Source organism: Roseateles sp. (assembly GCF_047654805.1).
In the GTDB taxonomy this organism is placed as follows: domain Bacteria; phylum Pseudomonadota; class Gammaproteobacteria; order Burkholderiales; family Burkholderiaceae_C; genus Pelomonas.
In genome coordinates, this window is the sequence record NZ_JASGIV010000001.1 from 369,477 (window position 1) to 395,194 (window position 25,718).

Below are 25,718 nucleotides of genomic sequence, written 5' to 3' on the forward strand. Positions count from 1 at the left end.
TTCTATGGATTGGCAACGTTTCGATGCGCTGCTCACCCGCGTGCGTCCGCACCGGGAGCGGCTGGGCCTGGTGCTGGACCTCGCCGTGGTGGCAGTGTCCTGGCAGTTCACCTATCTCTTCCGGCTCGGCTTCGAGCGCTGGTTCAGCGCGCGGCCGGGCTATGACGGCGCCGTCCTGGCGGGGGTCCTGGTCGTCTATGCCGCGGCCCTGCTGGCCTTGCGCGTGCCCAAGGGTATCTGGCGCTTCTCGGGGTTCGGCGAAGTCAAGCGGCTGGCGCTGGCCTGCCTGGGGGCAGGGCTCGTCTGCGCCACCGGCGTGCTGATGCTGCACCTGCATGGCGTGCCGCGCGCAGTGCTGGCACTGCACCCCTTGTTCACGCTGATGCTGCTGGCCATGATGCGGCTGAGCTACCGCATGACCTACGAGCACATGCGCGGGCGCATCAGCGGCAGTGCGCAGGAACAGCGCCGGGCGCTCATCATGGGTGCGGGTGATGCCGGCCGGCTGCTGGTGGCCGGCATCCAGCACAGCCAGGGCTGGGCCGTCGTCGGGTTCCTGGACGACGCTCCCGCCAAGCAAGGGGGGCGCGTTGCCGGCGTGCCGGTGCTGGGGCCCCTGACGCAGGCGCGGGAGCAGGCCCTGGTCCACGGCATCACGCACGTCATCGTGGCCATGCCCTCGGCATCGGCCGCCGCACGCCGCCGTGCGCTGGAGCTGGCCGGACAGGCCGGCCTGCCCGTGCTGACCGTGCCCAGCAGCGACGAACTGCTGTCGGGTCGTAGCGTGAACCAGGTGCGTGACATCGAGCCCGAGGACCTGCTGGGCCGTGAGCCGGTCGAACTCGACGAGGGCGGCATCCGCGAATGCCTGAACGGCAAGGTCGTGCTGATCACGGGTGCAGGCGGTTCCATCGGGTCGGAACTGTGCCGGCAGGTGGCCCGCTATGGCCCCTCAAAGATCGTGTTGTACGAGCTCAGTGAGCTGGCGCTCTACACCATCGAGCAGGAGCTCGGCGAGAAGTTCCCCCACCTGCCGCTGGTGCGGCTGATTGGTGACGTGAAGGACTTGCAGCAATTGCGCTTCGTCTTCCGCAGGTACCGGCCGCAGATCGTCTTTCATGCGGCGGCCTACAAGCATGTGCCGCTGATGGAGGAAGAGAACGCCTGGGCGGCGCTGCGCAACAACACGCTGGGTACGTATCACGCCTGCGTTGCGGCGGCGGAAAACGGCGCTGAGCGCTTTGTGCTCATCAGCACCGACAAGGCGGTCAACCCGACCAACGTGATGGGGGCTACCAAGCGGGCGGCGGAACTGGTCGTGAGCCATATGGCCGGCCAGGGCGGTTCCACAAGGTTCATGGCGGTGCGCTTCGGCAACGTGCTGGGCAGCAGCGGGAGCGTGATCCCGAAGTTCAAGGAGCAGATCGCTCGCGGCGGCCCGGTCACCGTGACCCACCCCGACATCACGCGCTACTTCATGACCATTCCCGAGGCGGCGCGGCTGGTGGTGCAGGCCGCGGCCATCGGTGAGAGCGGGCAGGTGTTCGTGCTGGACATGGGCGAGCCGGTGAAGATCGTCGACCTGGCGCGGGACATGATCCGCCTCACCGGCCACTCCCTGCACCAGATCCGCGTCGAGTTCACCGGCCTGCGTCCTGGCGAGAAGCTTTACGAGGAACTGCTGGCCGATGGTGACCGGACACTGGCGACTCCCTTCGCCGCGTTGCGGCTGGCCCAGTTGGGGGCCGCGGGGGACGCCGCGACCGGTGCTGCCATCGTGCAATGGCTGCCGATGCAAGGGGCGTCTGCCGAGCCTGCCCTTGGGGATGCCGAATTGCGGGCGCTATTGAAGCAATGGCTGCCCGAGTACGCGCCGGCAGAGCGGCGCTGAACTCGCGCTTCAGCGCGCTGCAGATGCCGGTGTGTCGGGGGCTGAGGCTGCCTTGGCCGGCACCGCCTTCGGCTCGACCCGGTAGTAGGCCGCCACGCGCTGCTTGACCTTGTCCCAGGCGTCGTCCCATTCGGAGACGGGGAGGTCGCGCGGCTGCGGGCAGCCCGCCGCGATCTCCGGTGCGCAGCGGCCCAGGGCGCGTACCCATCGCACGTCGTAGTCTGTACCGATGCGCTCGCCATTGGCCAGCTTCAACCCATCCTGCACGAGCTGGGCGGCGCGCTCAGGGTGATCGCGAAGGAAGGCTCGCGACCTCTCCGTCTGCTCGGGGCCAGTCCAGGTCAGGGGCAGGCGCAGGAAGCTTTCGATGTCAACCAGCTGCGCCTCGCCCAGCGTGCTGCCGAAGCGCGCGGCGTCGTACAGACCAAGAGCCGCCTGGGCCGCCACCAGCGGCAGGAGCTTCTCGACACCGGCCTGCGGCACGAACACCGCGCCGATGTAGTCCATCGCCTCGAGCGGCGTCAACGAGAAGGGGCGCTGCTCGAAGGCGCGCACTTGTCTCTCGAACTCACGGCGGGCCAGCGCGTCGTTTGCTTGCAGCAGCTTGATGGTCTGCAGGAAGCGCTGGCGCCGCAACTGCCACTCCTGCTGCTCGGCGGCAGCCGGGGCGGAGGCCGCCGTGGCCACCGTGGCTGCGGTGGGGGCCTGGGCCAAGGTACTGGAGCTGCAGAGCGCGGCGGTCAGGCCGGCCAGTGCGAGAGGCAAGAGATGGCGATACATGAGATGCGGAAATGGGCTGCGCGAGGCAGCAAAGGGGGCTGTCGTCAGGCTGTTTCGCGGAAGTCGGCCTGGCTGCTGGCCAGCGACATCACCTCGGCGATGCTGGTCAGGCCGCGCCAGAATCGTAGCAGCGCGTCCTGCGACAGATTGCGGAAGCCCGGCTGAGCGTGTTGCCTGACCTCGTGGTCGGAGATGCGCCCGCCCGACAGCGCGGCCCGCAACGCGGGCGTCACGGCCAGCACTTCGTGCACACCGGTGCGGCCACGGTAGCCCGTGTCGTCGCACTCGCTGCAGCCTCGGGGTTCGCGGCCTGCGTAATCCGCGTCGGCCAGGCCCAGTGCCTCGGCCTGCTTGCGCACGCTGGCGGGCAACGCCGCAATGGCAAGTGGCGCAGCGCAATGCGGGCACAGGCGGCGAATCAGCCGTTGTGCAATCACCGTGCGCACGCTGGCTGCAAGCAGGAAGGGCTCCACGCCGATGTCGATCAGGCGCACGAAGGCCGACGGTGCGTCGTTGGTGTGCAACGTGGACAGTACCTTGTGTCCGGTCAGCGAGGCCTGGATGGCGATGCCGGCTGTCTCCGGGTCGCGGATTTCGCCGATCATCACCGTGTCGGGGTCGTGCCGCAGGATGGCCCGCAGTGCGGCAGGGAAGGTGAAGCCGATGTCAGACTGCACCTGGAACTGCGTGATGCCCGGCAGCTGGTACTCCACCGGATCCTCCACCGTCAGCACGCGCGTCGAGGCGGTGTCCGTCGCTGCCAGCGCCGCATACAGCGTCGTGCTCTTGCCCGAGCCGGTCGGGCCGGTCACGAGGATGATGCCGTCCGGCTCGGCCAGCGAAGACTGCAGCGCCGCAAGGTGATCCGGCTCGAAACCCAGCGCGTCCAGCCGGAAGCGCCGGTGGGCCGTCTTGGGCAGCAGGCGCATGACCACCGATTCCCCATGGACGGACGGAATCACGGACACACGCACTTCGGTCTCGATGCCCGCGGCCCGCGTCGAGAAGCGGCCGTCCTGCGGCAGGCGGCGTTCGGCGATGTCCAGGCCACTGACCAGCTTGATGCGGCTGACGACCGCGTCGAAGCGTTCGCGCGCATGCGTCTCGGTCGCGCGCAACTGGCCGTCCACGCGGTAGCGCACATGGAAGGCCCCTTCGGCCGGCTCGATGTGGATGTCCGACGCATGCTGGTCCGTGCCGCGGGACAGCATGGTCGCGACGAACTCGACGATGGGGGCATCCTGCGCGAGCTGGCGCAGGTCGTTCGACGCCGTGGAGGCGGCCGGTGCCGCGTCGTTGTGGATCTGGGCCAGCGCGCGGGCCATGTCGGCGCTTTGCGCCAGGCAGGGGTGCAGGGGGCGCGAGCCTGCGAGGGATTGGGCAAACTCCTGCAGCTCGGGCAGCAGCGGATCGCGAGCGACCAGGCGCAACGCTCCGTCTGCCGGCACCGTGAAGGCGCTCCAGCGGCGCGCCAGTGCTGCCGGCAGCTGCGAGGTGGAGGCGGTGGGCGTCAATGCCTGCTCCAGCCATTCCGGCTGCTCCTTGGCATCCCAGAGCGGCAACCCCAGCTGATGCGACAGCGCCGCATACAGGCTGGGTTCCGATACCAGCCCCAGGCGCACGAGGACGGCACCAAGCCTTTGGCCGGCCGCGCTGGTGGTCTGCTGGCGCAGGGCCTGGTCAAGGCCTGCTGCATCAAGCAGGCCGCGTTCGATCAGCAGTTCACCAAGACGCATGAATACGGGAGATGGAAGAAGTCGCGGCTCGAATCATAGGGGGCCGGGGCGGCGATCCTCTATCGCCGCCGACGCTTCCTAAAATCCCCCGCTGTTTCGTACTCCCGCATTGCCCATCGCATGACCTCTGCCCCAAGCTCTTCGGCTCCCCCATCGACCGGCATCGGGCCGCGGCGCCTGGTGCGCAAGACCTTGCGAGTGGCGGCGACCGGCCTGGCGCGTGCATTGCACTGGGCTGGCCTTGAGCGCAGTGCGTCCTGGCGCATGGCCGTCTTCGACGCGGCCCCTGCAGGCAGCGTGCTGGTCAGCACGCGGGGGCCGGAAACGTATCTTGTGTCCTCGGGCGACCGAGCCATCGCTCGCGAGCTGTATGTGAACGGGCAATTCGACTTCGAGAAGCTCCAGAAGGTGATGCGTTTGCTCGGGCCGGGATTCCAGCCCAGGCTGCTGCTGGACATCGGTGCCAATATTGGCTGCATCTGCATTGCAGCGGTGAAGCGCGGCCTGTTCGAGCGTGCAATGGCCTTCGAGCCGGAGCCTTACAACTTCTCGCTGCTGGCCGCGAACATCCATCTCAACGGGCTCGCGTCGCGCATCACGCCGCGCAACCTCGCCCTGGGTGCCCGGGATGGCGAGCAACTGGTCTTCGAGTTGTCCAAGGACAACTATGGAGACCATCGCATCAGTATGGGAGCGCAGGATGGCCAGTTTGACGAGGCCTGCCGTGAGCGCATCACCGTGCCCAGTGAAAGTCTGGACAGCCAGATCGAAGGGGATTGGCCCGGCTGCCTGATCTGGATGGACACGCAGGGTTTCGAGGGTTATGTGCTGCAGGGAGCTGCACGCAGCCTGCGGGAGCGCCCGCCGTTGGTGGTCGAGTTCTGGCCCTATGGCATGCAGCGCAGCGGTTCGTACGAGGCGCTCAAACATGCCGTACTGCAGGCCGGCTATACGCACTTCCATGACCTCGAACTCGACGAGGGTCCCGTCCCGGCATCAGAGGCCGGCTTCGATGCAGTTTGGCAGCGCCTGGGTACCAGCGGACGCTTTACGGATTTGCTGATCCAGTAAGCGCTGACGGTTAAGCGCTGACGGTTTGTTTGCGAACAGGCCCCTGACCCGTAGAAGGGTCAGGGGCCTGTTCATTTGGGCAAGCACTCGAGGCAGGCAATCGAAAAAGCATAGACGAAAAAAAACGGAGGGCCGAAGCCCTCCGTTCCGTATGCAATCCCGAGAGATTACTTGTTCACCGAATCACGCACGGCCAGTGCCGGGCCTTCGTCGCCTTGAGCCGACGAACCTTCGATGAAGTTGCCGTTGACCGGGTTGAACAGGTAGTTCTGCACGCGGATCGACGAGGTCGCTGCGGTCAGACGCAGGCGGGCGTTGGAACCCGTGTCGTCGGCGCCGAAGCTGGTGGCCGTTGCGGTAGCGGCGGCGTTCAGCTTGGCGTCGATGTCGGCGCTTTGCATGTACACCACTTCACGCGGCTTCAGGGTCACCAGCAGGGCCGAGGCACCCAGGTCGCCATTGCGGTGCAGCACCGTACCCAGCACGTCAGCCGATTGGCCTTCGTCCGTGTTGATGATGCGGACGATGCTCTTCCAGCCGCCCGACGGCACGGCAGCAGCGGCCGGCACGTAGTTGCGAACGTCAACTTGGACGCCATTGGCGACCAGGTTGTAGATGTTGCCAGGGCAAGCAACGTTCGGGGCTTCCTTCGAGGCAGCGTACTTGTTCAGCTGGCCGCTCGTGACCTTGAACTGAGCAACCGGAACCACAGCCGTACCCGCCACCGTGTAGACGATGTTCAGGCGGCGAGCCGACGGCGTGGGGCCGTTGACGTCCTTCGTGAACAGGGCATCGGTCAGGTCGGCAGCGGCGACGGTCACCGTGGCTTCGGAACGATCGGCGTTGAACGTGACCGTCGACGGGACCAGAGCGCCCACCACCGTGTTGCCACCAGCAGCGATCGAGTTGGAACGAACGGTCACCGTGCCGCCGGTGACGAACTTGCCGGCCACCTTGAAGGTGATGCCGTTGGCTTCGACGATACCGACGTTGGTGTTGACCGTGGTGCCGAAGCCGGCCGTGTCCACGCTGTAGGGGTTTGCGCCGTTCAGGTCGAACAGGACCGCACGGTCACGCACGATGACTTGACCCAGGTTGATCGCCACGGTGCTGTTCGTGATGTCGACCGGGGTGTTCGTGAAGTTCTTGCCCAGCGACGGGGTCAGCACGTCGACCTTCGACTGCTCGATGTCGGTGTCGGCGGCAGCTGCGGTCGTGCGCGGGAAGGCGGACGAGCTCAGGGCCAGGACTTCGATGGCACGACGCGATTGCACGATGGGGGTCGTGTTCAGCAGCGGGGCCAGGTTGAAGTTGGAGTCGAACTCGGTGCCAGCGGCGTTGGTCAGCTTGGCCGTCACGTTGACCGAGGCGACAGCGTCGCTGCAGCCGTCGGTCGACAGAGCGGGAGCGCCCAGGGTCGTGCCGACCTTGGTGACTGCCACGGGGCCGCCACCGCCCAGCACGATTTGCGAGCCGGTGGTGTAGTTGGAGTACACGGTGACGACGGCGGTCAGCGTGGTGCCGTCAGTGCTCAGCGTCGGCGTGGCGACTTGGTAGGTCGTCGCGCTTTGGGCGGCCACGGAACCGTCCGGCTGTGCCAGCACGATGGTGGCGGCAGCGGGAGCAGCATTCCAGACGGCGCCACCCGACAGCGTCCACTGGATGGTGAAGCTGTTGGGGTTGGCGGCAGTGCCGGTCAGCGGCAGAGCCAGCGCGTAACCGATCGTCGGAGCAGTCAGGACAACGGTGTTGTCGCCGAAGACTTCAGCGGCGTAGTTCTTGTAAGACGACTGGATGACACCAGCGTTGGCATTGGCAGCCATGCCAGCGACAGCGGCCACGACCAGTGCAGAAAGAAGCTTTTGTTTCATTGAAATTTCCTCGATCAAGAGAACGTTTGAAGTTGACACCTCAACAAGCATGCCGGCTACCTAGGTTTGCCTGCCGGACACGCCGCTGCACCGTTGGTTGATGTGACAGCTACCGAGCAGTATACCCACAGCCCAGGGGGCAGCAATGGTGAAACAGGGAGGAATGCTCGTTTTGTTGCAGGTGTCGGGTTTGTCTGAGGGGGTATTCAGCCCCTGAAGGGTGGTTGCGGTCTTTACGTGTGTGTGCATCACAACCGAGTCACCGCAGGGTTGGGGTTCATCGCTTGCGATTCACGGCATCCATGAGCTCCTTCAGTAGCTGGGGGTCTTCCACGGGTTTGCCTGCGCCCGAGCCTGGCTTGTCGCCGGGCTGGCGGGGCTGGCTGCCCGAGGCCGGCGCCGCAGGGGCGTCGGCTTGGGATCGGACGTTAGCCGGATCGAGGCCAGGTGCCGACCTCGTGACAGCGCTTGCGGGAAAATCCCGACCGGATTGTTGTTGCGCACCAACGCCGGCAGCGCCGGAATTGGGCCTTGCCGGGCTTTCGGCCTCGACTGGCGGCAGCACATACGGCTTGCCGATGCTTGCGTTGCCGGGGCGAATGCCTTCCGGCGGCCTGGCGCCGGCATCAATCTGTGGCGGGCGCAGGTGCTGCAGCGGAGTGCTGCTGTCCCAGCCGAACTGGCGGCGGAAAGCATCGGTAACGGCGCGAGCCTCGAATTCGTCGTTGATGACGTAGGGCGTGACGAGCACGACGAGCTCGGTGCGGGTGCGCTTGTCGGTGCTGCTCTTGAAGAGGTGGCCGACGACGGGCATGTCCTTCAGCAGCGGGATGCCGCTGTCGGAGATGGTGTTGTCCTCGCGCATCAGGCCGCCCAGCAGCACGGTGGTGCCGTCGGCCACGGAGAGCTTGGTGGTGAGCTTGCGGCTGGAGAAGGTCGGGGTGGTTTGCAGGCCGAGGTCGGTGGCGACAACGGCCGAAACTTCCTGGCTCACGTCGAGGTCGATGCGGCCACCGGCGTGGATGACGGGCTTGACGTTGAGGATGACGCCCGCATTGCGGTACTGGATGGTCTGCAGCACGTTGGCCGACGAGCCGCCGGGCACGCCGGAGCCGGTGGTGGATTGCTGTTGCTGGGTGATGATGGGCACGTCCTGGCCGACCTGGATTGAGGCGGTTTCGCCGTTGCGGGCCAGGATGCTGGGGTTGGCAAGGATGCGCGCCTTGCTGGCGGAGGCGAGTGCATTCAGCAGTGCATTGGTGCTGCTGGTGCGGCTGTTGATCTGCGCCACCATGCCGGAGCTACTGCCAGTGTTGGTGAGGCTGCTCAGGTTGACATTGAAGCCCCCCAGGCGGAACTGGTCGAGGATCCACTTGAAGCCGAGGGTTTCGCTGTTGTCCAGCGCGACTTCGGCGACGGTGACCGAGACGAGGGCGGTGCGGGCGGGGCGGTCCAGCTCCTGCAGCAGGCCGAACCATTGCTGGTACTCCGTCGGGCTGCCCTGGATGATGAGGGTGTTGCTGGCGGCGTTGACGACAACCCGGGACTTGACGGCGTTGCTGTTGGCGGCCGCAGCCGCAGGGTTCATGACTTCTTGCAGCGTCTTGGCCAGCTCGGCCGCATCCATGTTGCGCACTGCGTAGGTGAAGTAGCCGGCAGAGCCTCGCCCGCTGGCTGGCTGATCCAGCTCGGTGGCCCAGCGCAGCACGTGGTTGAGCACGGGCTCGGAGGCGGCGAAGACGATGACCGAGTTCAGCGGACCGATGGGCAACAGGATGACGGGGGCCTGGGCGCCACCGTTGTTGCCCACGCTGTAACCCTGCGCCTGGAGGACCTCGGTCAGCTTCTTGGAGAGTTCGTCGGCAGACCAGTACAAGGGGGCGATGCGCGCGCTATTGCGGCCGCGCATCATCGGCTGGTCCAGCACCTGGACGGCTTCGAGTGCGGCGCTGACGTCGTCGGTCTGGCCGCTGATCAGCACGGCCTGGCGCGTGAGGTCGTCCTGCACGTTGACGCGCTGGCCGAACAAGGTCCTGAGCCAACTGCTGACGTTGGAGGGGCTGACGCTTTCCAGCTCGACCATATAGAAGATCGGGCGCAGCGACTGGGGCACGTCGGGCGAGGCGCGACCGCGCTGCAGCTCCGGGAGGTAGCCGGCATTGCCACCTGCGGGGGTGATGCGCACGAGGTTGTCGAACTCCGTCACGACAAGGCCATAGCTCTTCAGCAAGGCCCGGGTGGCCTCTGCGAGTGCCGCGGCGGAGAGGGTCGTTCCGGACTTCAGTGAGACGAGCTCCTTGCGGGTGGCGATTGAAGGGTCGACCGACACGTTGCGCTTGAGGATGGTCGCGTAGACGGTGTCGATGAAGACGGGCAGCGGCAGTTGCTCCAGCGAGACCGAGGCCGCGATACCGGGTTCTGCGGGGTTGCTGCCCGCCGGATTGGCGCGAGTGGCGCTGCGCGCGCCGGCCTGGATGGCTGGTGTCTGGAAGAGACGGGTGTCGTTGCGCGGCTCAGTGGCGGGGCCGGAGGCGGCGAGAGCCGAGGCTTCCGGCGGCAGGGCCGGCGTGGATGCAGCGGGGTCGGCGGGGCGCTCGGGCAGGATGGTGGGCGAGAGGTGCTGGCAGCCGCTGAGGGTCGCGGCCACCGAGGCGGCCATGGCCGTGGCGAGCAGGCGGCGGGGCGTGAGAGGGGCGGGCTTGGTCATGGCTCGATCAACTGGATGGTGCGCTTGCGGCCTTTGGCGTCCTGCAGCAGGACGCTGGTGGCGTCGATGGATTTGATGCGTTCGCCGTTGGGCAGCTTGTCGCCTGCCTTGAGCAGCAGTGGCGGCTGGTCGGCGGCGGTCAGCAGCAGATGGCGCTGGCCGCGGTTCTCCGTGAGAGCGGAGAACCGCCAGACGATGTCGTCGCTGCCAGCGGTGCCAGCGGCCGTGGTGGCGGTAGACGGCGGCGGGGTGGTACGTTGGAGGGCGAAGGGATCCAGGGCCTGCAGGCGGGAGGCGAGCGGGTCGTGGGAGAGGTCGACCATGCCGCGTGGCGCGGGCGGTGCGGGAGGCTGGGCGGCGGCGGCCGAAGGCGGTGTCAGCGGCGCGGGCCGATGCCACCACCAGCCGAGGGTGCCCAGGCCGGCCCAGGCGAGCAGTGCCGCGGCGAGGCGAGCCAGTGGATGGGTGAGCAGGGCGTTCATCGGGCGGCGGTCTTTGCTGTGGTCTTTTCCGCTGCCGAAGCTTCGATGATGACGGGCATGGAGATGCTCATCTCGACGCGGCGGCTGCGCTTTGAGACGGTCAGCGCATCGATGCTGGCGAGCTGGCCGCCGCGCTCGACGCGTTGCATCACGGCTTCGAGGCTGCCAGGTACGAGCTCGAAGCTGATCTGCGCACGGGCTCGCACGGCTTCGCGTGCCAGACGGGCGCCGAGGCCGGCCGGATTCGAGGTGTCAGAGGACTCTCCGGCCGACGCTGCCTGGGCTGGCGCTGCGGGCTGCACAGGTTGCAGCCGCAGCGTGGGGCGCACGATGTCGGCATTCTTCAGCAGGCTGCTGAGCCAGTCGCGCAGCATGGCCTGGGCCTGGGCTTCGGAGGGGGCGTGCCAGAGCTGGTCCTGGAAGGTCTGCTGCGTGGCACCGAGCTGGTCGCCGAGTCGGGCCCAGTCGACGCGGTCAGCCGAGATCTGCAGGGCCTGGACGCGCTTGCGCAGCGCCGTGAGTTCCCGGTCGAGCTTTTGCTGATGCTCCCAGGCACGCATGCCGAGTTCGCCGATCACGGCGAGCAGGGCGACGCCGATGAGCAGCCACAGTGTGCGGTTCTGGGGGCCAGGGCGCAGCTGGGCACGCAATTGCTGCCACTGAGCAGAGAGTTGGGTGGCGAGCGTGCTCATGGGGTGGCGACGCGCATGTTCAGGATGAGGCTGGTGTTGGTGGAGTCCAGCCCGATGCGCACGTCATTGAAGCCCTGCAGCCGTTCGATGCGTCGGGTGATGTCGAGCATGACGAGTTGGCCCTCGGGAATGTCGAGCGCGAGCTTGAGCTGGCCGTTGCGGTAGTCCCATTCGGCGAGGCTGGGCGCGAGCGGCGTGGTGACGGGCGCGTTGGGCGGCGGCGCCGTGATGGCGTTGCCGGCAGATGGCGTTGCCGCAGCGGACGCAGCAGGCGCAGGCAGGCTGGGCGCCGCGGCAAGGATGCCGCTGGAAACGACCTTGTCCAGCAGCTCCAGCTGCGAGCTGCGTGGGGCGAGGGCACTGAGCGCGTCGAAGTCGGCCCGCAGCGTCAGATAGCGGCTGCGCTGGCCGAGGGCTTGCTCGCGCTCACTGCGCAGCTTCGTGAGCAAGGCCTGGTCGTCGTGCAGTTGGCGTACCGTCTGCAGGTGGGCGCCGATGCCGAATGCGACGAGGCCGCCGAGCAGCAGGCCGGCGGCCTGCCAGCGCCAGCCGGCCCAGGGGTCGGGAGTTGGAAGGTTGTCGCCACGCAGCCATTGCTGCGGAGCGGCTCCGAGCTCGACGGGCGAGCTGCGCGCCGGGCAGGGGTGGTCATCGGGTTGCAGGCCGGCGGCCCGCACAAAAAGGGCCCAGTCCTGCTCGGTGGGGCCGGCCGGCCACCAGCGGGTCAGCCGCAGCTCGCCGTCGGCCCAGTGCTGGGCTTCGCTACCGGTGCCGCGGGCGAGCAGGCGAAGGCCCTGCCCTCCCTGCTCAAGCAGTGGTCGCGGCCAGTGCTGTCGCAGCTCGCGGGCCTGGACATCGGCTGCGGGTTGCCACAGCCAGGTCTGGATCTGGCCGTCGCTGTGCTCGCGATAGGCGAAAGCCAGACGCGCGCCGGCCGGAACGTAGGGCAGCAGCTGCAGGCGCACGGCGGACTGCAGCGCCCGACCCTTGAGTGGCGGGAGCTTGAGCGTCACGTGGCGCAGTTCGCTGCGCTCGATGGGGACGAGGCTGGGACGGGCGAGCATTCGCTTCACGACGGGATCAGGGTGAGGGGCTGGGCATGGTGTTGCCGAATGGTGACCACAGCGGCGGCGGCGGAGTGTCGGGCAATTGGTCGGGCAGGGGTTGGAGTTGGGTGGTGTCTGGCAGCGGTTGGCGGCGCGGCAGGCGGTAGCTGTAGTTGACGTGCCAGGGACTGAAGGCGCTTTCGGCGGTGCTGGACACGGACAGATGCTGGCACCAGTCAACTCGCGAGGGGCAGATTGTGACCAACAGCTCGTTGGAGGGCACCGTGATGTAGCGACCGGCCGCGAGGAAGCTGGCTTCCGCGACGGTAGGCAGGGCGTCGATGTTCAGGAAGGTACCGGGTTGGCGGGCTTTGACGAGCTCGTTGGCCACGCTGGGCTCGAGCCCGGAGATGGCGGCCAGAACGGGCCCCTGGACGGTGTAGCGGTTGACCGTGCGTACGGGGCCGGTGTGGACGTGGGCGATGAAGCGCTCCAGAAACTCCTGTGGCAGGTCGCGCCAGCCGACGAGCCGGCGCAATTCCGTCGGCGTCAGCAGACGATCGTTGCGCGGAATTGGCAGCTTGGCGGCGAAGTATTCGGATGCTTCGGCGCCGTTGAGCCGCTCGAGATCGTCCTTGTCCGTGTAGTCGAGCAGCACGTCGGTCAGCCGCTCCACCTGACCAAGATCCGTGAGGCCAAGGGCGACAAGCAACCTGTAGATGTCCTGGCTCGGTGCGCGGCGCAGGCCGAGCAGCGCACCGGCGTCCATGTAGTTCACGATGGCGCCGGAGCGGCTGAGATAGGGGCGGCCGTCGAGCCGGATGCTGCCCATGCTGTCGCCGCGGCGGTAGAGCACGCTGCCCAGGAAGAGGGCTTCGGCACTGGCTTCGGCGACCTGGCGGGTGGCGATGCGGTCGGCTTCGATGGTCAGCACGAGGCGGCGCAGTTCGTCGCTGCGATGGGCCATCATCATGATGCCGACCGAGATCAGCGCGAGGATGGCGACGGTGACGGGCAGCACGAAGCCGCCACTGGCTTGGCGCGACGTCATGGCGTGTTCATGCCGGCCAGCGGCGACGTCGGCTCGCCGAGACGCCAACCCGAGGCGCGAGGAGCGGCGAGCAGCTCATGGGCACGGCTCTCGCCCGCCATGGTGTAGGAGAACGCGACGAGGGCGGGCAGGTAGCTGTCTCGTTCCAGCGGCAGCGGCATGCCGGCCTGGGATGGCGGCGGGGGCCAGTCGTCGTGCCATTCGCCGGCGCTGTCGAGGTAGCGCCAGCGAGCCTGGCTGAAACGCCAGGGCAGGGGCTGGCTGGCGGCGTCGCCGTGCGTGACCTGCAGGCGCTGGCCGTCGGCAGTGGTCTCGAGCTTGACGGAGACGGGCAGGGGCGCGGCGCCGATGCCCGCAAGCAGCGAAGTGGTGGTTTCGGCGATGAAGCCCTTGTCGTCGGCAGTGAACTCCGTGCCGGCCTGATAGTCGGGGACGAGGGTCTCGCTGATGAGCTGGCGCAGCACGAGGGCGAGCTGCTGGTGGGTGCGGGCGTGCACGGTGGCGCTGCCGAGCTTGGCCTGGGCGTTCATGGATTGATGCCAGCCCATCGTGAGGACGGCGAACAGCATCGCGAAGATGGTCACGGTGACCAGCACTTCGAGCAGGGAGAGGCCGAGTTGGCGGGCGCGGCGCATCACGGGTTCAAACCGAATGGCCCGGTGGACTGCGCGCGCGTCTGCAGTTGCCCGGCCAGTTGCAGGTCGCGCTGCAGCACGAGGACCTGGTCGGCGCGGCGCAGCACGCGCAGGCTGACCTTGTAGAGGCCGACCTGGTAGGGGCTGAGGCCCATGGGATGGCGGATCTGGTCTACGGGCGGGTGCACTGCCTGGGATTGCCAGTCGTAGACGTAGAGCTCCGTCTGCAACTTGCCTTGCGGCTGGCGGGCGGGGTTGATGGCCTGGCTCAACTCGATCAGGTTGCGCTCGATCTCGGCTTCGTCGAGCAGTTCGACGGCGCGGTTGGCGGTACGGTAGGTCTGGCCGGCCCAGCTGAACAGGGCGGCGCCGAAGGTGGCGACGATGACGAGGGCGACGATGACTTCGAGCAGCGCGATGCCGCGTCGTCGGTGCGCCTTGCTCATGCATCGCCTCCAAGCTGGACGACTTGCAGCCCGCAACTCAGCGCATCGAAATGCAGGCGCCAGCTCTGCACCGGTGCTGGTGCCGTGAGCAGCAGGCTGCCCTCGGTGCAGCTGCCGGCGCGGCCCAGCTGGGGGGCAGGGTCCAGCGGCGTCAGTGTCCAGCCCGGTGGCAGTTCCAGCGGGGGCTGCCCGTCGGCCATCGGGCGGGCAAGACCGTTGGCGTCCAGCTTGATCTCGGCGCCCATCGCAGCGGCGCGCACTGGCAGCAGACGGGCACTGCCGACGACCTGGGCCAGGTCCGCCGCACGGTAGGCCGAGTCGAGCCGCCGTGCCAGCGCCGGCACAGCGACGGCGGCGACAAGGCCGATGATGGTGAGCGCGACGACGACTTCAATCAGCGTGAAGCCGCCCTGGCTCCTAGGCATTGCGGTGAGGTCAGTTCGGGGCGTCGGCGCCTGCCTTCTTGGCAAGCCCGATGTCGGCATCGATGCCCTCGCCGCCGGACTTGCCGTCGGCACCCAGGGAAACGATGGAGAAGGGCCGGCCATCCTCGCCCGGCACGCGGTACTGGTAGGGGTTGTTCCAGGGATCCAGCGGCACGGCCTCGTCCAGGTAGGGACCCTTCCAGCGCTCGCGCAGCTTGGGGTCGGTCGGCGGCGTGACGAGCATGTCCAGCCCCTGCTCCGTCGTCGGGTAGCTGCCGACATCCATGCGCAGGGATTCGACGGCGCCGCGCAGCAGCTTGATCTGCACGCCGGCGGTCTGCACCTTGGAGGAGTCGACCTTGGCGAAGAGGCGAGGGCCGACGAGGCCGGCGACGAGGCCAATGATCACGAGGACCACGAGCATTTCGAGCAGCGTGAAGCCGCGGGTGCGGCGGGCCTTGTTGGACATGGTTCAGAACTTGACTTCGGACAGGGACGTGAGGGCCAGCACGACGCCCACGACGACGAGGGCGATGATACCGCCCAGCACCAGGATGGCCGCCGGCTCGATGAGCGCGACGAGGCGCCGCCGGGTGCTGCGGTTGGCCTCGAGCGAGTAGGCGGCGACATGGCCCATCATCTGGCCGAGCTGCCCGGTTCGCTCGCCGACCCGCACCATGCTCAGCGCGGTGGCCGGCAGCAGCTGGCGCTCCTGCAGCGAGCGCGAGAGCGGCTCGCCGCGGCCGATGTCGGCGAGGCTCTCGCGCAGTCCATGCTGCACGTCGGGCAGGCTGACGGCCGCGGCGGTGAGGTCGAGCGCGGTCAGGATGGGAACGCGGCTCTGCAGCATCAGCGCCAGCATGCCGGTCCAGCGCGACAACTCCTGCTGGTGCAGCCAGGGGCCTAGCAGCGGCCATCGCGACAGCATGCTGCGGATGCGCTGCGGCCCGAGGGCCCGGCGCACCGCGGCGCCGATGCCGATGGCCGCGGCGAGGCCGAGCAGCACGGCGACGACGTGTTCGTTGAAGAAGGTGCCGACGGTCAGCACGGCCGCCGACAGCCAGGGCAACTCGACGTTCTTGCCGGCCAGCAGGCTGGAGAAGCGCGGCACGACGAACGAGAACACGAAGAGCACGGCCGACACGCCGGCGGCGATCAGGATGCTGGGGTAGACCAGGGCCTCGGAGGTCTCGGCCCGGATCTGTTCGTCAAAGTCGAGCTGCTCGGCGGCGCGGGTCAGCGCCGCAGGCAGGTCGCCGGTGGACTCGCCGGCAGCGACCAGGGCCAGCACATAGGGCGGCAGCGGCAGAGCCGGTGATTGGGATTGCTGCTGGAGCGCGGCGGAGAAGCGCTCGCCGGACAGCACGCCAGACAGGACGGCGGTGAGTGGTTCGCCCTGGGGGCTGTCGCGGCGGCCATCGAGCAGCGTGCGCAGAGACTCTTCGAGCGTGACGCCAGCCTGCAGCAGCGAGGCAAGTTCGCGCACAAGCAGCATGGTGGCGACGCGCGGCTTCTCGCGGCGGGTCTTGCGGCCCGGCGCGGCGCGGCGGGTACGCAGCGGCTTCAGCTCGATGGGGCTGAGGCCTTGCCGGCCCAGCGCCTGGGCGGCTTCGTCTTCGGTGGCGGCATCGAGTTCGCCCTTTTGCAGGCGGCCCTGGCTGTCCAGGGCTTGGTAGGCGTAGGGCATGGCGTCAGCAGGCGAGTGCGGCGTAGGGCGCAAAGCCGGCCGCAGGCGAAAAGCGATTTTCCCATAGCCGCCTCAATCCGGCCCGATGCTCGGGTGTGGCGCGGGCGAGCAGCGCACTCAGCTGCGTGTGGAAGTCGGAGAAGCGGCGATGCTCGAAGGTCAGGCCGGCACCCAGCACCGCGAGTTCACGATGCACGGCGATGCTGGACAGCAGGCTGGGGCAGCCGGCGCGCAGCGCTTCGACGACGACCAGCGGCAGGCCCTCGGTCAGCGAGGGCAGCACCAGCGCATCGACCTGCTCGAGGATGGGGGCGGGTTGGGTGACATGGCCGGCGAAGCAGATGCGATCGCCGAAGGCGCGCGCGCAGGACTCCAGCTCGGCACGCAGCGGACCGTCGCCACAGAGGACCAGCGCCAGTTCGGGAGCCGAGCTCACGGCCGGCAGCAGCGCAGCGACGTTCTTCAGCGCAGAAAGGTTGCCGACATAGGCCAGCAACGTACGCCCGGCGGCGCGCTGCGCGGTGATCCAGTCCTGGACGGTGGCGGGCAGTGGGCCGGGAGGTACCGGAGCGCGAAAGTTGTAGGCCACGTCGAAACTCAGCTCGGGCGCCAGGCGCGCGTAATGTCGCTGGCTGGCACGGGAGACGCAAAAGCGCCGGTCCAGCCGCGCGACCGCGCGACGCCAGAGTGCCCACGCGATCCCGACCTTCCAGCCGGCGTAGCCATGGCGCAGATCGGCGAGGAAATTGTTGTGGGCTGTCGTGATGACGGTGCGCTGGCGCGAGCCGGCCAGCATGGCGCCGAGCAAGTCTGGGCGCAGGCAATGGGTATGGACCAGGCCCTGCAGGCGCCAGAGATCGCCGATGCGAAAGCGCCGCACCTCGTGCAGCCCGGCGAGGTCGGGGCGGCCAGGTCCGGGCGAGAGGTAAAGCCAGCGCACCTGCCATCCCTTCGCCAGCGCGGCCTGCGCGAGCTCGGCGGCGACGTTGCAGGGCCCCGTCATGTCCAGCCGTGGGGTGATGAGCGTGTAGTTGGGCGTCATCGGCGGGCGTGGGCCTGCAGCAGGGCCGCGACGATGCGCTCGCTGGCGCGGCCGTCGCCGAAGGGGTGGCGGGCCTCGGCCATGGCCGCGTAGGCGGCCGGGTCGTCGAGCAGCCGGTTGCTTGCGGCTGCGAGGGGCTCGGCCTGCTGGCCGATGAGCAGTGCTGTGCCAGCCTCGAGGGCTTCGGGGCGCTCCGTGGTGTCGCGGGTCACGAGCACGGGCTTGCCGAGGCCGGGGGCTTCTTCCTGGATGCCACCGCTGTCCGTGATGATGTGATGGCAGCGCCGCATCAGCGCGACGAAGCCGAGGTAGTCCAGTGGTTCGATGAGGTGGACGCGGGGCGTGTCGGCCAGCAGCGAGGCGACGGTCTCGCGCACGCGCGGGTTGAGGTGGACGGGGAAGACGATGTCCACATCGCCGCGCGCGGCCAGCTGGCGCAGCGCCGTGCAGGTCGCGGCCAGTCCCTGATCGAGGTTCTCGCGCCGATGGCCGGTGACGAGGATGAGGCGTCGCCCCTGCGCCAGTTCGGCGCAGAGGCCGGGACCGAGGGCCTGAGCGAGAACGGCGTCCAGGTCGGGCCGGCGGCAGACGGCCTGCAGCGCGTCGATGACGGTGTTGCCGGTGACGTGGATGGTCGCGTCGGCGATGCCCTCGCGACGCAGTTGGGCCGCGGCCCACGGCGTGGGCGCGAAATGCAGGTCGGCCAGCAGCGAGAGGGTGCGGCGGTAGACCTCTTCGGGCCAGGGCGAGTGACGTTGGCCGGTGCGCAGGCCGGCTTCGACATGCGCCAGCGGCACCAGCGCATGGAAGGCAGCCAGGCCGGCGGCGAAGGCCGTGGCCGTGTCGCCCTGCACGACGATGCGGTCCGGCTGCGCGGTGCGGATGAGCTGGCCGATGCCGGTCAGCGTGCCGGCGGTGAGCTGGTTCAGGTCGGGCTGCTCCTGCATCAGCGCCAGGTTCTCGTCGGGCGCCAGTCCGAAAGCCTGCAGCGCCTGGGCCAGCATATGCTGGTGCTGGCCGGTGGCGCACAGCAGGTGATCGACGTCCGGGTGGGCGCGAAGGCGCTGGATCACGGGCGCGAGCTTGATGGCCTCGGGCCGGGTGCCAACGACGGTGAGGATGCGAAGGCGGGTCATGTGGGGCGTGGCAGGCGCGAGGTGAGGGCGCAGACGGCGGCAAACAGCAGCAGCGAGGCGATCAGCCGGCCCGCCTGCATGCCGGCCACGCCGCCGAGCCAGCAGCCCAGCCCGAGGAACATGGCCGCCCACAGCAGGCTGAGCAGGGCGGCCGGAGCATAGAGCCTGCGCGCCAGCAACTCGTTGTTGAGCAGGCTCAAGGCCAGCGCCATGCCGGCGCTGCACAGCATCCAGCGCGTGGCCCAGGCATCGGTCAGTGCCGGGTTGCCGATGAGCTGCAGCAGCCATTCGGGGCGCCAGCCCATCAAGGCCGCAACCAGCAGCCCCGCTGCGGCACTGCGGTAGACCCATGGCCTTAGCGCGCGCTGTGCTTGTGCGCCCCGGTCATGTGCAGCCAGCAGTGGCAGCAGTGCCTGGCCGACCAGGCCAGGGACGTAGAGGAGCAGCTGATGGATCTGTTCCAGCGCCTGGAACTGGGCGAGATCGCTGGGCGGCGCGCCATGCCGGGTGACCAGTGCCGCTGCAGCGAATGCAACAGGCGTGACCGCGGCGTTGGCGAGGGTGCTCCAGAGCACGTCCAGACTGGCGCGTGGCGTCGTGCCGGCATGACCGGGCCGCTGCGCGGGCGGTGGCAAGGCATGGCGCAGCAGGGCCAGCCCCAGCGCAAGCGATGCGGTACTGCCGAGCACCAGTCCCCACAGCGCGGCTTCGAGACCCGGTCCGGCCACGAAGCCGAGACCCATGCCCATGGCCTGGCCCAGCCCCCCCACACCCACGAGCAGGGCCGAGTGCCGCACCGCATGCAGCCCGTTGAGCATGGCGGCGATCAGCAGTGTCAGCGACCACGCCAGGCCATGCGCCAGCGCGGGCCAGAAGGCGGCGGGGTCGAGGTGATGGCCGAAGGCGCGGCTGGCGGTCGGCGCACCGATGGCGGCGACGGCCGCGGCGAGCACGCCGGCCCATGCCGTGCCGTGGCGCAGCGCGCGCAACGCCAGTGCGCGCCGTGCGGGCCCGGCATCGGCAGCCAGCCTTTGCGTGGTGACCGTGCCCAGCGCCGCGGTGGCCAGGCTGGCGGCGACCGAGGCCCAGACGAAGGCGATGGACAACGAGGCGAAGGCGGCGGCGTCGAGGCGGCGCCCGAGCAAGATCAGGACGGCGTAGGGCGCCACGCGGCCGACGAGGCTGCCGGCGGATAGCCAGGCCGAGCGGGACAGGATCTCGCGCCACATGGCGGTCATGGGGCCGCGAGGCCCGTGTTCCGGAAGAAGTCGCACAGCGCGGGCCGGTAGGCGGCGTGGTCGAAGTAGCGACCAAACACGGCGCTGTAGCTGGCCAGCACGGCCTCGGCGTCGAGGGGGCGTTCCTCCTGGGCGAGCACGCGCTGGCTGACGTGCTCGGCGTCGAGCCTGTCCAGCCAGACGATGGGCGTGGCCGGCGCGAGGTGCTGTGCGAAGTCCTGTGCGGCGCGGGTCATCACCGGGATGACGCCGGCAGCCATGTAGCTGGACACCTTGGTGGGCGTGGCAACGCGGTTGACGATGTGATCCTCTCGCAGCACGAATCCGTACTTGAAGGCGGCCAGGGCCTGAGGCAATTCGGCCAGGGGCACGTAGGCCACCGTCGTGGCCGGTACGCCCAGTTGGCGCAACCGGGCGCCGGCCTGCTCGCGCTCTGCGGTCAGCAGCGTCAGCGTGGCGTCGGGCCGCTGGCGATGGATGGCGGCGAAGGCCGCGAGCGTGGCGTCAATGCACTGCCATCGGTGCAGGCTGCCGGCATAGACGAAGGTCGGCCGGTCGTACTTGCCCGGCGCGCGAAAGGCCGCTGGGGTCAGCGTGGCGTTGGCGCAGGGCATGACGGTGCTGGCCAGCCTCAGGTGCGGGTACTTCGCGGCGAAGTGCTGCTGCATGGCCCGGGAAACCATCAGCGCACCCTGGCTACGCCGTAGCGTCCAGGGCTCCAGGCGGTTCCAGGCGAACTCGCGCAGGCGGCTGTCGAACTGCCAGCCGGCCTCCTCCGGATACAGCCCCTGCAGCCATTGCCAGAGCCGCGCCCGCGGGCGGTGCAGGCTGAGCCGGGCGGCGCTCTTGCACTCGATGGACAGCACGTTGGCCCTGGACGGAATGGCGGCCAGGTCGGGTGTGTGCGTCAGCCGGTGGCCCAGTTCGCCAAGCGCATCGGCCACGCTGGCGAGGTAGTGGCGCGTCGCGTCGTTGAGCTGGTCCGGCGGCGCAAAGAGATGGACGTCAGGCACGGTTCAACCCACCCAGATCCGCGAGCCGCTCGCGGCGCACGAAGTGGCAATCGAAGTCGATCAGCAGCGGGAAGTGCTCGGGGTTGTGGGCCGGGATCAGCGAAGGCAGATAACCCAGCGATTCGACATGGGCCAGAAGATCGAGGTAGTGGGGTTGGTCCTCGTACAGCGGCACGACGCTGAGTTCGGCCTGCATCGCCGCGACGCGCGGCAGGCTGGCCAGCGCGCCGTTCAGGACTTCGCGTTCATAGCCCTGCACATCGAGCTTGAGGTAGATGTTGCGAAAGTGCGGGGTGGCGGCCAGAACGGCGTCCAGCGTCTCGACGCGGACATCCAGCGTCTGCTGCACGGTGTTGAAGGCAGCGAGCCGCGACGTAGCCTGAGTGCTTGGCGTCAGCAGCGAACTCATCGGCGAGCTCTGAGCAACATGGAAGGGCCGAGTCTGCGCCCGTGCGCCCAGCGCGGTGGCGTGGACGGTCCAGTGCGGGTCGCGTTCGGCGGCGCGCGCCAGCTCCCGGGCCAGCGAGGGGATGGGCTCGAAGCTGATCATCGCGCCGCGGTAGCCGACGCGCCGCCGGATGAAGTCGGCGTACTGTCCGCGGTTGGCGCCGACGTCGATGACGAGGTCGACCTGCAGCAGCTCGAACAGACGGCGCAGGTAGTCAGCCTGCTGATGCTCGCCGAGCCGCGGCCAGTGCAGGCACCGGTAGTCCAGCGCGTGGCGCAGCCGTCGCAACGCGCGGCGCCAGAGCGCCGGGCGGTCGTCCGGAGTGGGCGTCGTCGTCATGAGTCTGCGCGGATGCCAAACGGGGAGAACAGCGCCAGGATCAGCGCCTCGTGCCGGCGGCGTCGGCCGTGGCGCAGCAGCTGCAGTGCGCTCAGGTGGGCGGGCGGCTGGGGTTGCTTGCGCTGCTGGGCGACGATGCGCGAGACGCGGATCGCATGCCGGATCTGCTGGTGGTAGCCGCCACGCAGCAGCTCGTGCAGGCGCAGCAACACGGCCTTGGGGCCGGCGTTGGCGCCCACCTCGTTGTGCGGGTGCTGGCGATAGAACATGCTGCTGGCGTTCTCGACGTGCCAACGGTAGCCGCTGGAGCGCGCGACGAGGTAGATGAACCAGTCGTGCTTGGGCAGAGGCCCGACGCCGCTGCGCTCCAGCTGCTCGATCCAGTCCGCGCATTCCTGGGCCAGGGCGCGCGTCATCAGGAAGGTGCAACCTGGCCCCGGGGGCTCGAGAAGATGGTCCCAGCGCCGCTGGGGGTGGGACTTGCGGATGTACTTGCTGCGCCCGTTGGGCCAGAACGCGATGACGTCGGAGGACACGCCTGCCGCGCCCTGGCTGCGCGCCAGCGCAATGTGCCGGGCCAGCTTGTTGGGTTCCCAGACGTCGTCCTGGTCTGCCAGCGCAATGTAGTCCGCGGTGCTGTGCCGTGCCTGCTTGAGCAGGTGATAGAAGTGGGCGGCCGCCGAGCCCAGCCGCTTGTCGCTGGCGGTGACGGTGATGCGCGGGTCGGTTGCAGCGCGACGACGCAAGGCCTGCAGCGTGCCGTCGCTGGACGCATCATCGCCGGCGGTGACGGTGAGGTTGACACCTTGCTGGCTGAGCAAGGTGTCAAGCTGGTCGTCCAGCCAGGTCTCGCCGCAATACGCTGCCAGCAGCACGTGCACGGTGGGCAGGCCTTCGACCGGGTGCAGCACCGGTGCAGCGATGCCGGCCCCCGGCATCGCGACCGGCGGCGTGGGGTGGCTGAGCAGGCGCAGGTATTGGTTGATGACGAGGCGCTCGTCGAAGACGGCCTCGGCCAGCGCGCGGCTGCGCAGGCCCATCGATCGCCGTTGGTCCGCGTCGAGCATGATGAAGCGTCGCATCGCCTGCGCGAGCGACTCCGCCGAGCGCGGCTGGCACAGATAGCCGTTGTCGCCGTCGACCACGGTGTCGCGGCAGCCGGGGGCATCGGTCGTCACCAGCGGCTTGGCCATCGCGGCGGCTTCGAGCAGGCTGCGTGGCACGCCTTCGCGATAGGAGGGCAGCACTACGCAGTCGGCGGCGTCGAGCAGCGGACGCACGTCGTCCAGGTGCTCCTGATGCTCGACGAGGCCGGCGGCCTTCCATTCGCGCAGTTGCGCGGCGCTGACGGCGGTGGGGTTGTCCGAGGTGGACGAGCCCAGCAGTGTGAAGCGCAGGTCAGGGAACTCGCGCTTCAGCAGCCGGGCGGCCTCGGCGAACTCGACGACACCCTTGTCCTTGAGCAAGCGGCCGACGAACAGGAAGTGCGTCTGGGGCCCCGGGCCGGGCAGGTGTCCGGACGGCGTGAAACGCCGCAGGTCCACGCCGGAGCCTGGTACACGAACGGCACGGCCGCGCGTGATCACGCCACGAGCGGTGAACACGCCCAGGTCGTCCATGTTCTGGAAGATGACGCGTTGCGCCTGCCTCAATGCCAGGCGATAGAGCTGGACGACGAGCAGCGTGATCGCCGAAGGGCGGATGAATGCGCGTCCCAGTCCGGAGATGTTGGGCAGGAAGACGGTGTTCTGGCCCCACAGCGCCAGGCCGCTGTAGATGTTTGCCTTGGGCGTGTAGGCGAGCAGCGCATCGATCTGCCTGTGCATCAGCAGCTTGCGCAGGCGCCAGACGGAGCCCAGCTCGGCGAGCGGGTTCATGCCGGCGCTGGCGACAGCCCAGTTCAGATGCTCGAACCCCGCGGCCTGCAGCTTCTCCACATAAGCGTCCATCGGGCTGATGAACAGCACCTGGTGGCCCGCCTGCTGCAATTCCTGGGCGAGATTGAGCCGGAAGTTGTGCAGGTACCAGGCCGAGTTGGCGATGATGGCGATCTTCATGGCCGCCCCGCCTGCCACTGCAGGAACATCAGCACCGGCCAGAGCTTGCGCGACCAGTCGCGCCGTCCGCTCTGGTGCTGCTGCCAGTGCTCGCGCAGCACGGTGCCGCGGAACAGGCCGAGTTCTTCGGTCCGGCGGTCGAACAGCAGCCCCTCGGCCCAGGACTTCAGCTCGCCGCGCAGCCACGGCCCGATGGGGGCGGTGAAGCCTTGCTTGGGGCGATTGATGATCTCGTCCGGCACATGGCGCGACAGCAGCGCGCGCAGTGGCCATTTGCCCCGCAGCCCGCCTTGGCCTGCACGCAGCTTGCGCTCGATGGGCAGGCGAAGCGCGAACTCGATGATGCGATGGTCGAGCAGCGGCGTGCGCGTCTCCAGGCTCACGGCCATGGCTGCGCGGTCCACCTTGACGAGGATGTCCTGTGGCAGGTAGTCGAGGACATCATGCCGGCTCATCGCATCGGCACGACCGAGGGCGGTTCCGTGGTCGGCCATGCAGGCATAGCCTGGTGCCAGCGGTGCGAGCGACGGGAGCAGCAGTTCGGCCGGGTCGCGCCACAGCGACGCGAACGTCTGCGCGAACTGGGGGAAGCTCTCCGCGCCAAGCAGCGGCAGTGCCTTGTGCAGGCGGTCGCCCAGCTGGGGGCGCCCGAGGCCGCGTCCGAGGCGGTCGAGCAGCGGGCCGCGGCCGTGGCCCAGCAGGCCGGGCAGGGCACGGCGCAGCGGTCCGGGCAGGCGGCGTGTGGTCGCGAAGCTGCTCGGATACTGGAGGTAGCGGGCATAGCCGGCAAAGAGCTCGTCGCCGGCGTCACCGGAGAGCGCGACCGTCACCTGCTGGCGGGCGGCACGCATCAGCAACGCGGTCGGGAGCGCCGAGGGATCGGCGAAGGGCTCGCCGTAAAGCGTGGCCAGGCGTGGCACGAGGTCGAGGGCGTCGCGGCCGCTGACCTGCACCGAGCTGTGCTCGGTGCCGAGGTGCCGGGCTACCGCAGCAGCGTGAGGGGCTTCGTCGTAGGCGGCCTCGTCGAAGCCGATCGTGAAGGTCCGCAGGCGGCCGTTGGAGAGCTTCTGGCCGATGGCCGCGATCAGCGACGAATCGATGCCGCCTGACAAGAAGGCGCCGACCGGTACGTCGGCCATCTGCTGCAGACCGATGGCGTCTTCGAGCAGTTGCTCCAGCGTGTCGAGCAGCTCGGCGTCGCTTGCGTCATTGGACGGGGCTGAAGCAGGCGGAGACCAGTAGGTGTGGGTGCTCAGGCTACCGTCGCGCGCGACGCGCAGCCATTGGCCCGGTGGCACCTGGCGTGCGCCGGCTTCGATGCTGAGGCCGTCGGCGATGTAGCCGTTGCGCAGCAGGCTGGCCAGCGCCTGCACGTCCACCTGGCCGGGCAAGCGGGTGCTGGCGCGCAGTGCCGGCAACTCGGACGCGAAGGCCAGGCCCGCGGCGCCTTGGGTGTAGTACAGCGGCTTCTCGCCGGCGCGGTCGCGGACCAGGTAGAGCACCTCGTCACGTGCATCCCACAGCGCAATGGCGAACATGCCGACGCTGCGTTGCAGAGCGCCTTCAAGTCCCCAGCATTCGATGGCGGCGAGCAGGACCTCGGTGTCCGAATGCCCGCGCCAGGCCATCGGCTGGATGCCGTCCACGGCGCGGCGCAACGCCGCATGGTTGTAGATCTCGCCGTTGAAGACGAGCGTGTAGCGGCCCGAGACGGAGGCCATGGGCTGTGCCCCTGCCGGCGAGAGGTCGACGATGGCGAGGCGCCGATGCGCGAAGCCGATGCCATGCGCCGGGTCGCACCAGAAGCCGTCGCCGTCGGGGCCGCGATGGGCAATGGCGTCAGCCATCTGCCGCAGCCGCTGCAGTGTGTCGCCTTCACTGCGCCGGGCCTGGAAGTCCCAGTCGCCTGCAATGCCGCACATGCT

Annotated in this window: 22 protein-coding genes; 2 read left to right on the top strand and 20 right to left on the bottom strand. The window is 68.8% G+C overall.

Annotated features, from left to right (window positions below):
- The first annotated feature begins 4 nt into the window (after window positions 1–4).
- Window positions 5–1,891, top strand: a complete 1,887-nt coding sequence (locus tag QM732_RS01735) for a polysaccharide biosynthesis protein (RefSeq protein ID WP_415654488.1) — start codon at window positions 5–7, stop codon at window positions 1,889–1,891.
- Window positions 1,892–1,900: 9 nt separating this feature from the next.
- Here the strand turns inward: QM732_RS01735 and QM732_RS01740 are convergent, their stop codons facing one another.
- Window positions 1,901–2,671: a hypothetical protein gene (locus QM732_RS01740; RefSeq protein WP_415654489.1), complete on the bottom strand. Its 771-nt coding sequence runs from the start codon at window positions 2,669–2,671 to the stop codon at window positions 1,901–1,903.
- 44 nt (window positions 2,672–2,715) lie between these two features.
- A complete protein-coding gene (locus tag QM732_RS01745; protein WP_415654490.1) occupies window positions 2,716–4,407 on the bottom strand; it encodes a GspE/PulE family protein in 1,692 nt (563 codons plus the stop codon).
- A 120-nt stretch (window positions 4,408–4,527) separates the two neighbouring features.
- Between QM732_RS01745 and QM732_RS01750 the strand changes: the two genes are divergently transcribed.
- Window positions 4,528–5,478: an FkbM family methyltransferase gene (locus QM732_RS01750; RefSeq protein ID WP_415654491.1), complete on the top strand. Its 951-nt coding sequence runs from the start codon at window positions 4,528–4,530 to the stop codon at window positions 5,476–5,478.
- A 167-nt stretch (window positions 5,479–5,645) separates the two neighbouring features.
- On the opposite strand, the gene QM732_RS01755 is transcribed toward QM732_RS01750, so the two are convergent.
- From QM732_RS01755 to asnB, 18 genes are all read right to left on the bottom strand, one after another.
- Entirely contained in the window at window positions 5,646–7,349 is a 1,704-nt protein-coding gene (locus tag QM732_RS01755; RefSeq protein ID WP_415654492.1) for a hypothetical protein, read from the bottom strand.
- Window positions 7,350–7,626: 277 nt separating this feature from the next.
- The gene (locus tag QM732_RS01760; RefSeq protein WP_415654493.1) at window positions 7,627–10,056 is read right to left on the bottom strand and encodes a secretin N-terminal domain-containing protein; all 2,430 of its coding nucleotides are present in this window, start codon (window positions 10,054–10,056) and stop codon (window positions 7,627–7,629) included.
- Window positions 10,053–10,538: a hypothetical protein gene (locus QM732_RS01765; protein ID WP_415654494.1), complete on the bottom strand. Its 486-nt coding sequence runs from the start codon at window positions 10,536–10,538 to the stop codon at window positions 10,053–10,055. The genes QM732_RS01760 and QM732_RS01765 overlap by 4 nt, the downstream gene beginning before the upstream one ends.
- The gene (locus QM732_RS01770) at window positions 10,535–11,230 is read right to left on the bottom strand and encodes a hypothetical protein (protein WP_415654495.1); all 696 of its coding nucleotides are present in this window, start codon (window positions 11,228–11,230) and stop codon (window positions 10,535–10,537) included. Before QM732_RS01770 ends, QM732_RS01765 begins: the two co-directional genes overlap by 4 nt.
- Complete coding sequence (locus QM732_RS01775; RefSeq protein ID WP_415654496.1) at window positions 11,227–12,303, bottom strand: hypothetical protein; 1,077 nt, start codon at window positions 12,301–12,303, stop codon at window positions 11,227–11,229. Before QM732_RS01775 ends, QM732_RS01770 begins: the two co-directional genes overlap by 4 nt.
- Window positions 12,304–12,310: 7 nt before the next feature.
- Window positions 12,311–13,327: a hypothetical protein gene (locus tag QM732_RS01780; protein WP_415654497.1), complete on the bottom strand. Its 1,017-nt coding sequence runs from the start codon at window positions 13,325–13,327 to the stop codon at window positions 12,311–12,313.
- Window positions 13,324–13,962: a type II secretion system protein gene (locus tag QM732_RS01785; RefSeq protein ID WP_415654498.1), complete on the bottom strand. Its 639-nt coding sequence runs from the start codon at window positions 13,960–13,962 to the stop codon at window positions 13,324–13,326. Before QM732_RS01785 ends, QM732_RS01780 begins: the two co-directional genes overlap by 4 nt.
- The gene (locus QM732_RS01790) at window positions 13,962–14,408 is read right to left on the bottom strand and encodes a type II secretion system protein (protein WP_415654499.1); all 447 of its coding nucleotides are present in this window, start codon (window positions 14,406–14,408) and stop codon (window positions 13,962–13,964) included. Before QM732_RS01790 ends, QM732_RS01785 begins: the two co-directional genes overlap by 1 nt.
- Complete coding sequence (locus tag QM732_RS01795) at window positions 14,405–14,833, bottom strand: type II secretion system protein (protein ID WP_415654500.1); 429 nt, start codon at window positions 14,831–14,833, stop codon at window positions 14,405–14,407. The genes QM732_RS01790 and QM732_RS01795 overlap by 4 nt, the downstream gene beginning before the upstream one ends.
- Before the next feature lie 10 nt (window positions 14,834–14,843).
- Window positions 14,844–15,302: a type II secretion system major pseudopilin GspG gene (gene gspG / locus QM732_RS01800; protein WP_415654501.1), complete on the bottom strand. Its 459-nt coding sequence runs from the start codon at window positions 15,300–15,302 to the stop codon at window positions 14,844–14,846.
- A 3-nt stretch (window positions 15,303–15,305) separates the two neighbouring features.
- Window positions 15,306–16,520 (bottom strand): type II secretion system F family protein, encoded by a 1,215-nt coding sequence (locus tag QM732_RS01805; protein WP_415654502.1) that lies wholly within the window; start codon window positions 16,518–16,520, stop codon window positions 15,306–15,308.
- 4 nt (window positions 16,521–16,524) lie between these two features.
- Window positions 16,525–17,562 carry a glycosyltransferase family 4 protein gene (locus tag QM732_RS01810; RefSeq protein WP_415654503.1) on the bottom strand — a complete coding sequence of 346 codons (1,038 nt, stop codon included), beginning with the start codon at window positions 17,560–17,562 and terminating at the stop codon, window positions 16,525–16,527.
- Entirely contained in the window at window positions 17,559–18,698 is a 1,140-nt protein-coding gene (gene wecB, locus QM732_RS01815; RefSeq protein ID WP_415654504.1) for a non-hydrolyzing UDP-N-acetylglucosamine 2-epimerase, read from the bottom strand. Before wecB ends, QM732_RS01810 begins: the two co-directional genes overlap by 4 nt.
- Window positions 18,695–19,927 (bottom strand): oligosaccharide flippase family protein, encoded by a 1,233-nt coding sequence (locus QM732_RS01820; RefSeq protein ID WP_415654505.1) that lies wholly within the window; start codon window positions 19,925–19,927, stop codon window positions 18,695–18,697. Before QM732_RS01820 ends, wecB begins: the two co-directional genes overlap by 4 nt.
- A gap of 5 nt (window positions 19,928–19,932) precedes the next feature.
- Window positions 19,933–20,949, bottom strand: a complete 1,017-nt coding sequence (locus QM732_RS01825) for a hypothetical protein (protein WP_415654506.1) — start codon at window positions 20,947–20,949, stop codon at window positions 19,933–19,935.
- On the bottom strand, window positions 20,942–21,736 hold the full coding sequence (locus QM732_RS01830; RefSeq protein ID WP_415654507.1) for an FkbM family methyltransferase: 795 nt from the start codon (window positions 21,734–21,736) through the stop codon (window positions 20,942–20,944). Before QM732_RS01830 ends, QM732_RS01825 begins: the two co-directional genes overlap by 8 nt.
- Window positions 21,733–23,793, bottom strand: coding sequence for a glycosyltransferase (locus QM732_RS01835; RefSeq protein WP_415654508.1), 2,061 nt, complete (start codon window positions 23,791–23,793; stop codon window positions 21,733–21,735). Before QM732_RS01835 ends, QM732_RS01830 begins: the two co-directional genes overlap by 4 nt.
- Entirely contained in the window at window positions 23,790–25,715 is a 1,926-nt protein-coding gene (gene asnB, locus QM732_RS01840; protein WP_415654509.1) for an asparagine synthase (glutamine-hydrolyzing), read from the bottom strand. Before asnB ends, QM732_RS01835 begins: the two co-directional genes overlap by 4 nt.
- Between the last annotated feature and the right edge of the window lie 3 nt (window positions 25,716–25,718).

Excerpts from the sequence above, each read along its gene's own strand:
- QM732_RS01735 (WP_415654488.1), top strand. The coding sequence starts at position 5 with ATGGATTGGCAACGTTTCGATGCGCTGCTCACCCGCGTGCGTCCGCAC.
- QM732_RS01740 (WP_415654489.1), bottom strand. The coding sequence starts at position 2,671 with ATGTATCGCCATCTCTTGCCTCTCGCACTGGCCGGCCTGACCGCCGCG.
- QM732_RS01745 (WP_415654490.1), bottom strand. The coding sequence starts at position 4,407 with ATGCGTCTTGGTGAACTGCTGATCGAACGCGGCCTGCTTGATGCAGCA.
- QM732_RS01750 (WP_415654491.1), top strand. The coding sequence starts at position 4,528 with ATGACCTCTGCCCCAAGCTCTTCGGCTCCCCCATCGACCGGCATCGGG.
- QM732_RS01755 (WP_415654492.1), bottom strand. The coding sequence starts at position 7,349 with ATGAAACAAAAGCTTCTTTCTGCACTGGTCGTGGCCGCTGTCGCTGGC.
- QM732_RS01760 (WP_415654493.1), bottom strand. The coding sequence starts at position 10,056 with ATGACCAAGCCCGCCCCTCTCACGCCCCGCCGCCTGCTCGCCACGGCC.
- QM732_RS01765 (WP_415654494.1), bottom strand. The coding sequence starts at position 10,538 with ATGAACGCCCTGCTCACCCATCCACTGGCTCGCCTCGCCGCGGCACTG.
- QM732_RS01770 (WP_415654495.1), bottom strand. The coding sequence starts at position 11,230 with ATGAGCACGCTCGCCACCCAACTCTCTGCTCAGTGGCAGCAATTGCGT.
- QM732_RS01780 (WP_415654497.1), bottom strand. The coding sequence starts at position 13,327 with ATGACGTCGCGCCAAGCCAGTGGCGGCTTCGTGCTGCCCGTCACCGTC.
- QM732_RS01785 (WP_415654498.1), bottom strand. The coding sequence starts at position 13,962 with ATGCGCCGCGCCCGCCAACTCGGCCTCTCCCTGCTCGAAGTGCTGGTC.
- QM732_RS01790 (WP_415654499.1), bottom strand. The coding sequence starts at position 14,408 with ATGAGCAAGGCGCACCGACGACGCGGCATCGCGCTGCTCGAAGTCATC.
- QM732_RS01795 (WP_415654500.1), bottom strand. The coding sequence starts at position 14,833 with ATGCCTAGGAGCCAGGGCGGCTTCACGCTGATTGAAGTCGTCGTCGCG.
- gspG (WP_415654501.1), bottom strand. The coding sequence starts at position 15,302 with ATGTCCAACAAGGCCCGCCGCACCCGCGGCTTCACGCTGCTCGAAATG.
- QM732_RS01805 (WP_415654502.1), bottom strand. The coding sequence starts at position 16,520 with ATGCCCTACGCCTACCAAGCCCTGGACAGCCAGGGCCGCCTGCAAAAG.
- QM732_RS01810 (WP_415654503.1), bottom strand. The coding sequence starts at position 17,562 with ATGACGCCCAACTACACGCTCATCACCCCACGGCTGGACATGACGGGG.
- wecB (WP_415654504.1), bottom strand. The coding sequence starts at position 18,698 with ATGACCCGCCTTCGCATCCTCACCGTCGTTGGCACCCGGCCCGAGGCC.
- QM732_RS01820 (WP_415654505.1), bottom strand. The coding sequence starts at position 19,927 with ATGTGGCGCGAGATCCTGTCCCGCTCGGCCTGGCTATCCGCCGGCAGC.
- QM732_RS01830 (WP_415654507.1), bottom strand. The coding sequence starts at position 21,736 with ATGACGACGACGCCCACTCCGGACGACCGCCCGGCGCTCTGGCGCCGC.
- QM732_RS01835 (WP_415654508.1), bottom strand. The coding sequence starts at position 23,793 with ATGAAGATCGCCATCATCGCCAACTCGGCCTGGTACCTGCACAACTTC.
- asnB (WP_415654509.1), bottom strand. The coding sequence starts at position 25,715 with ATGTGCGGCATTGCAGGCGACTGGGACTTCCAGGCCCGGCGCAGTGAA.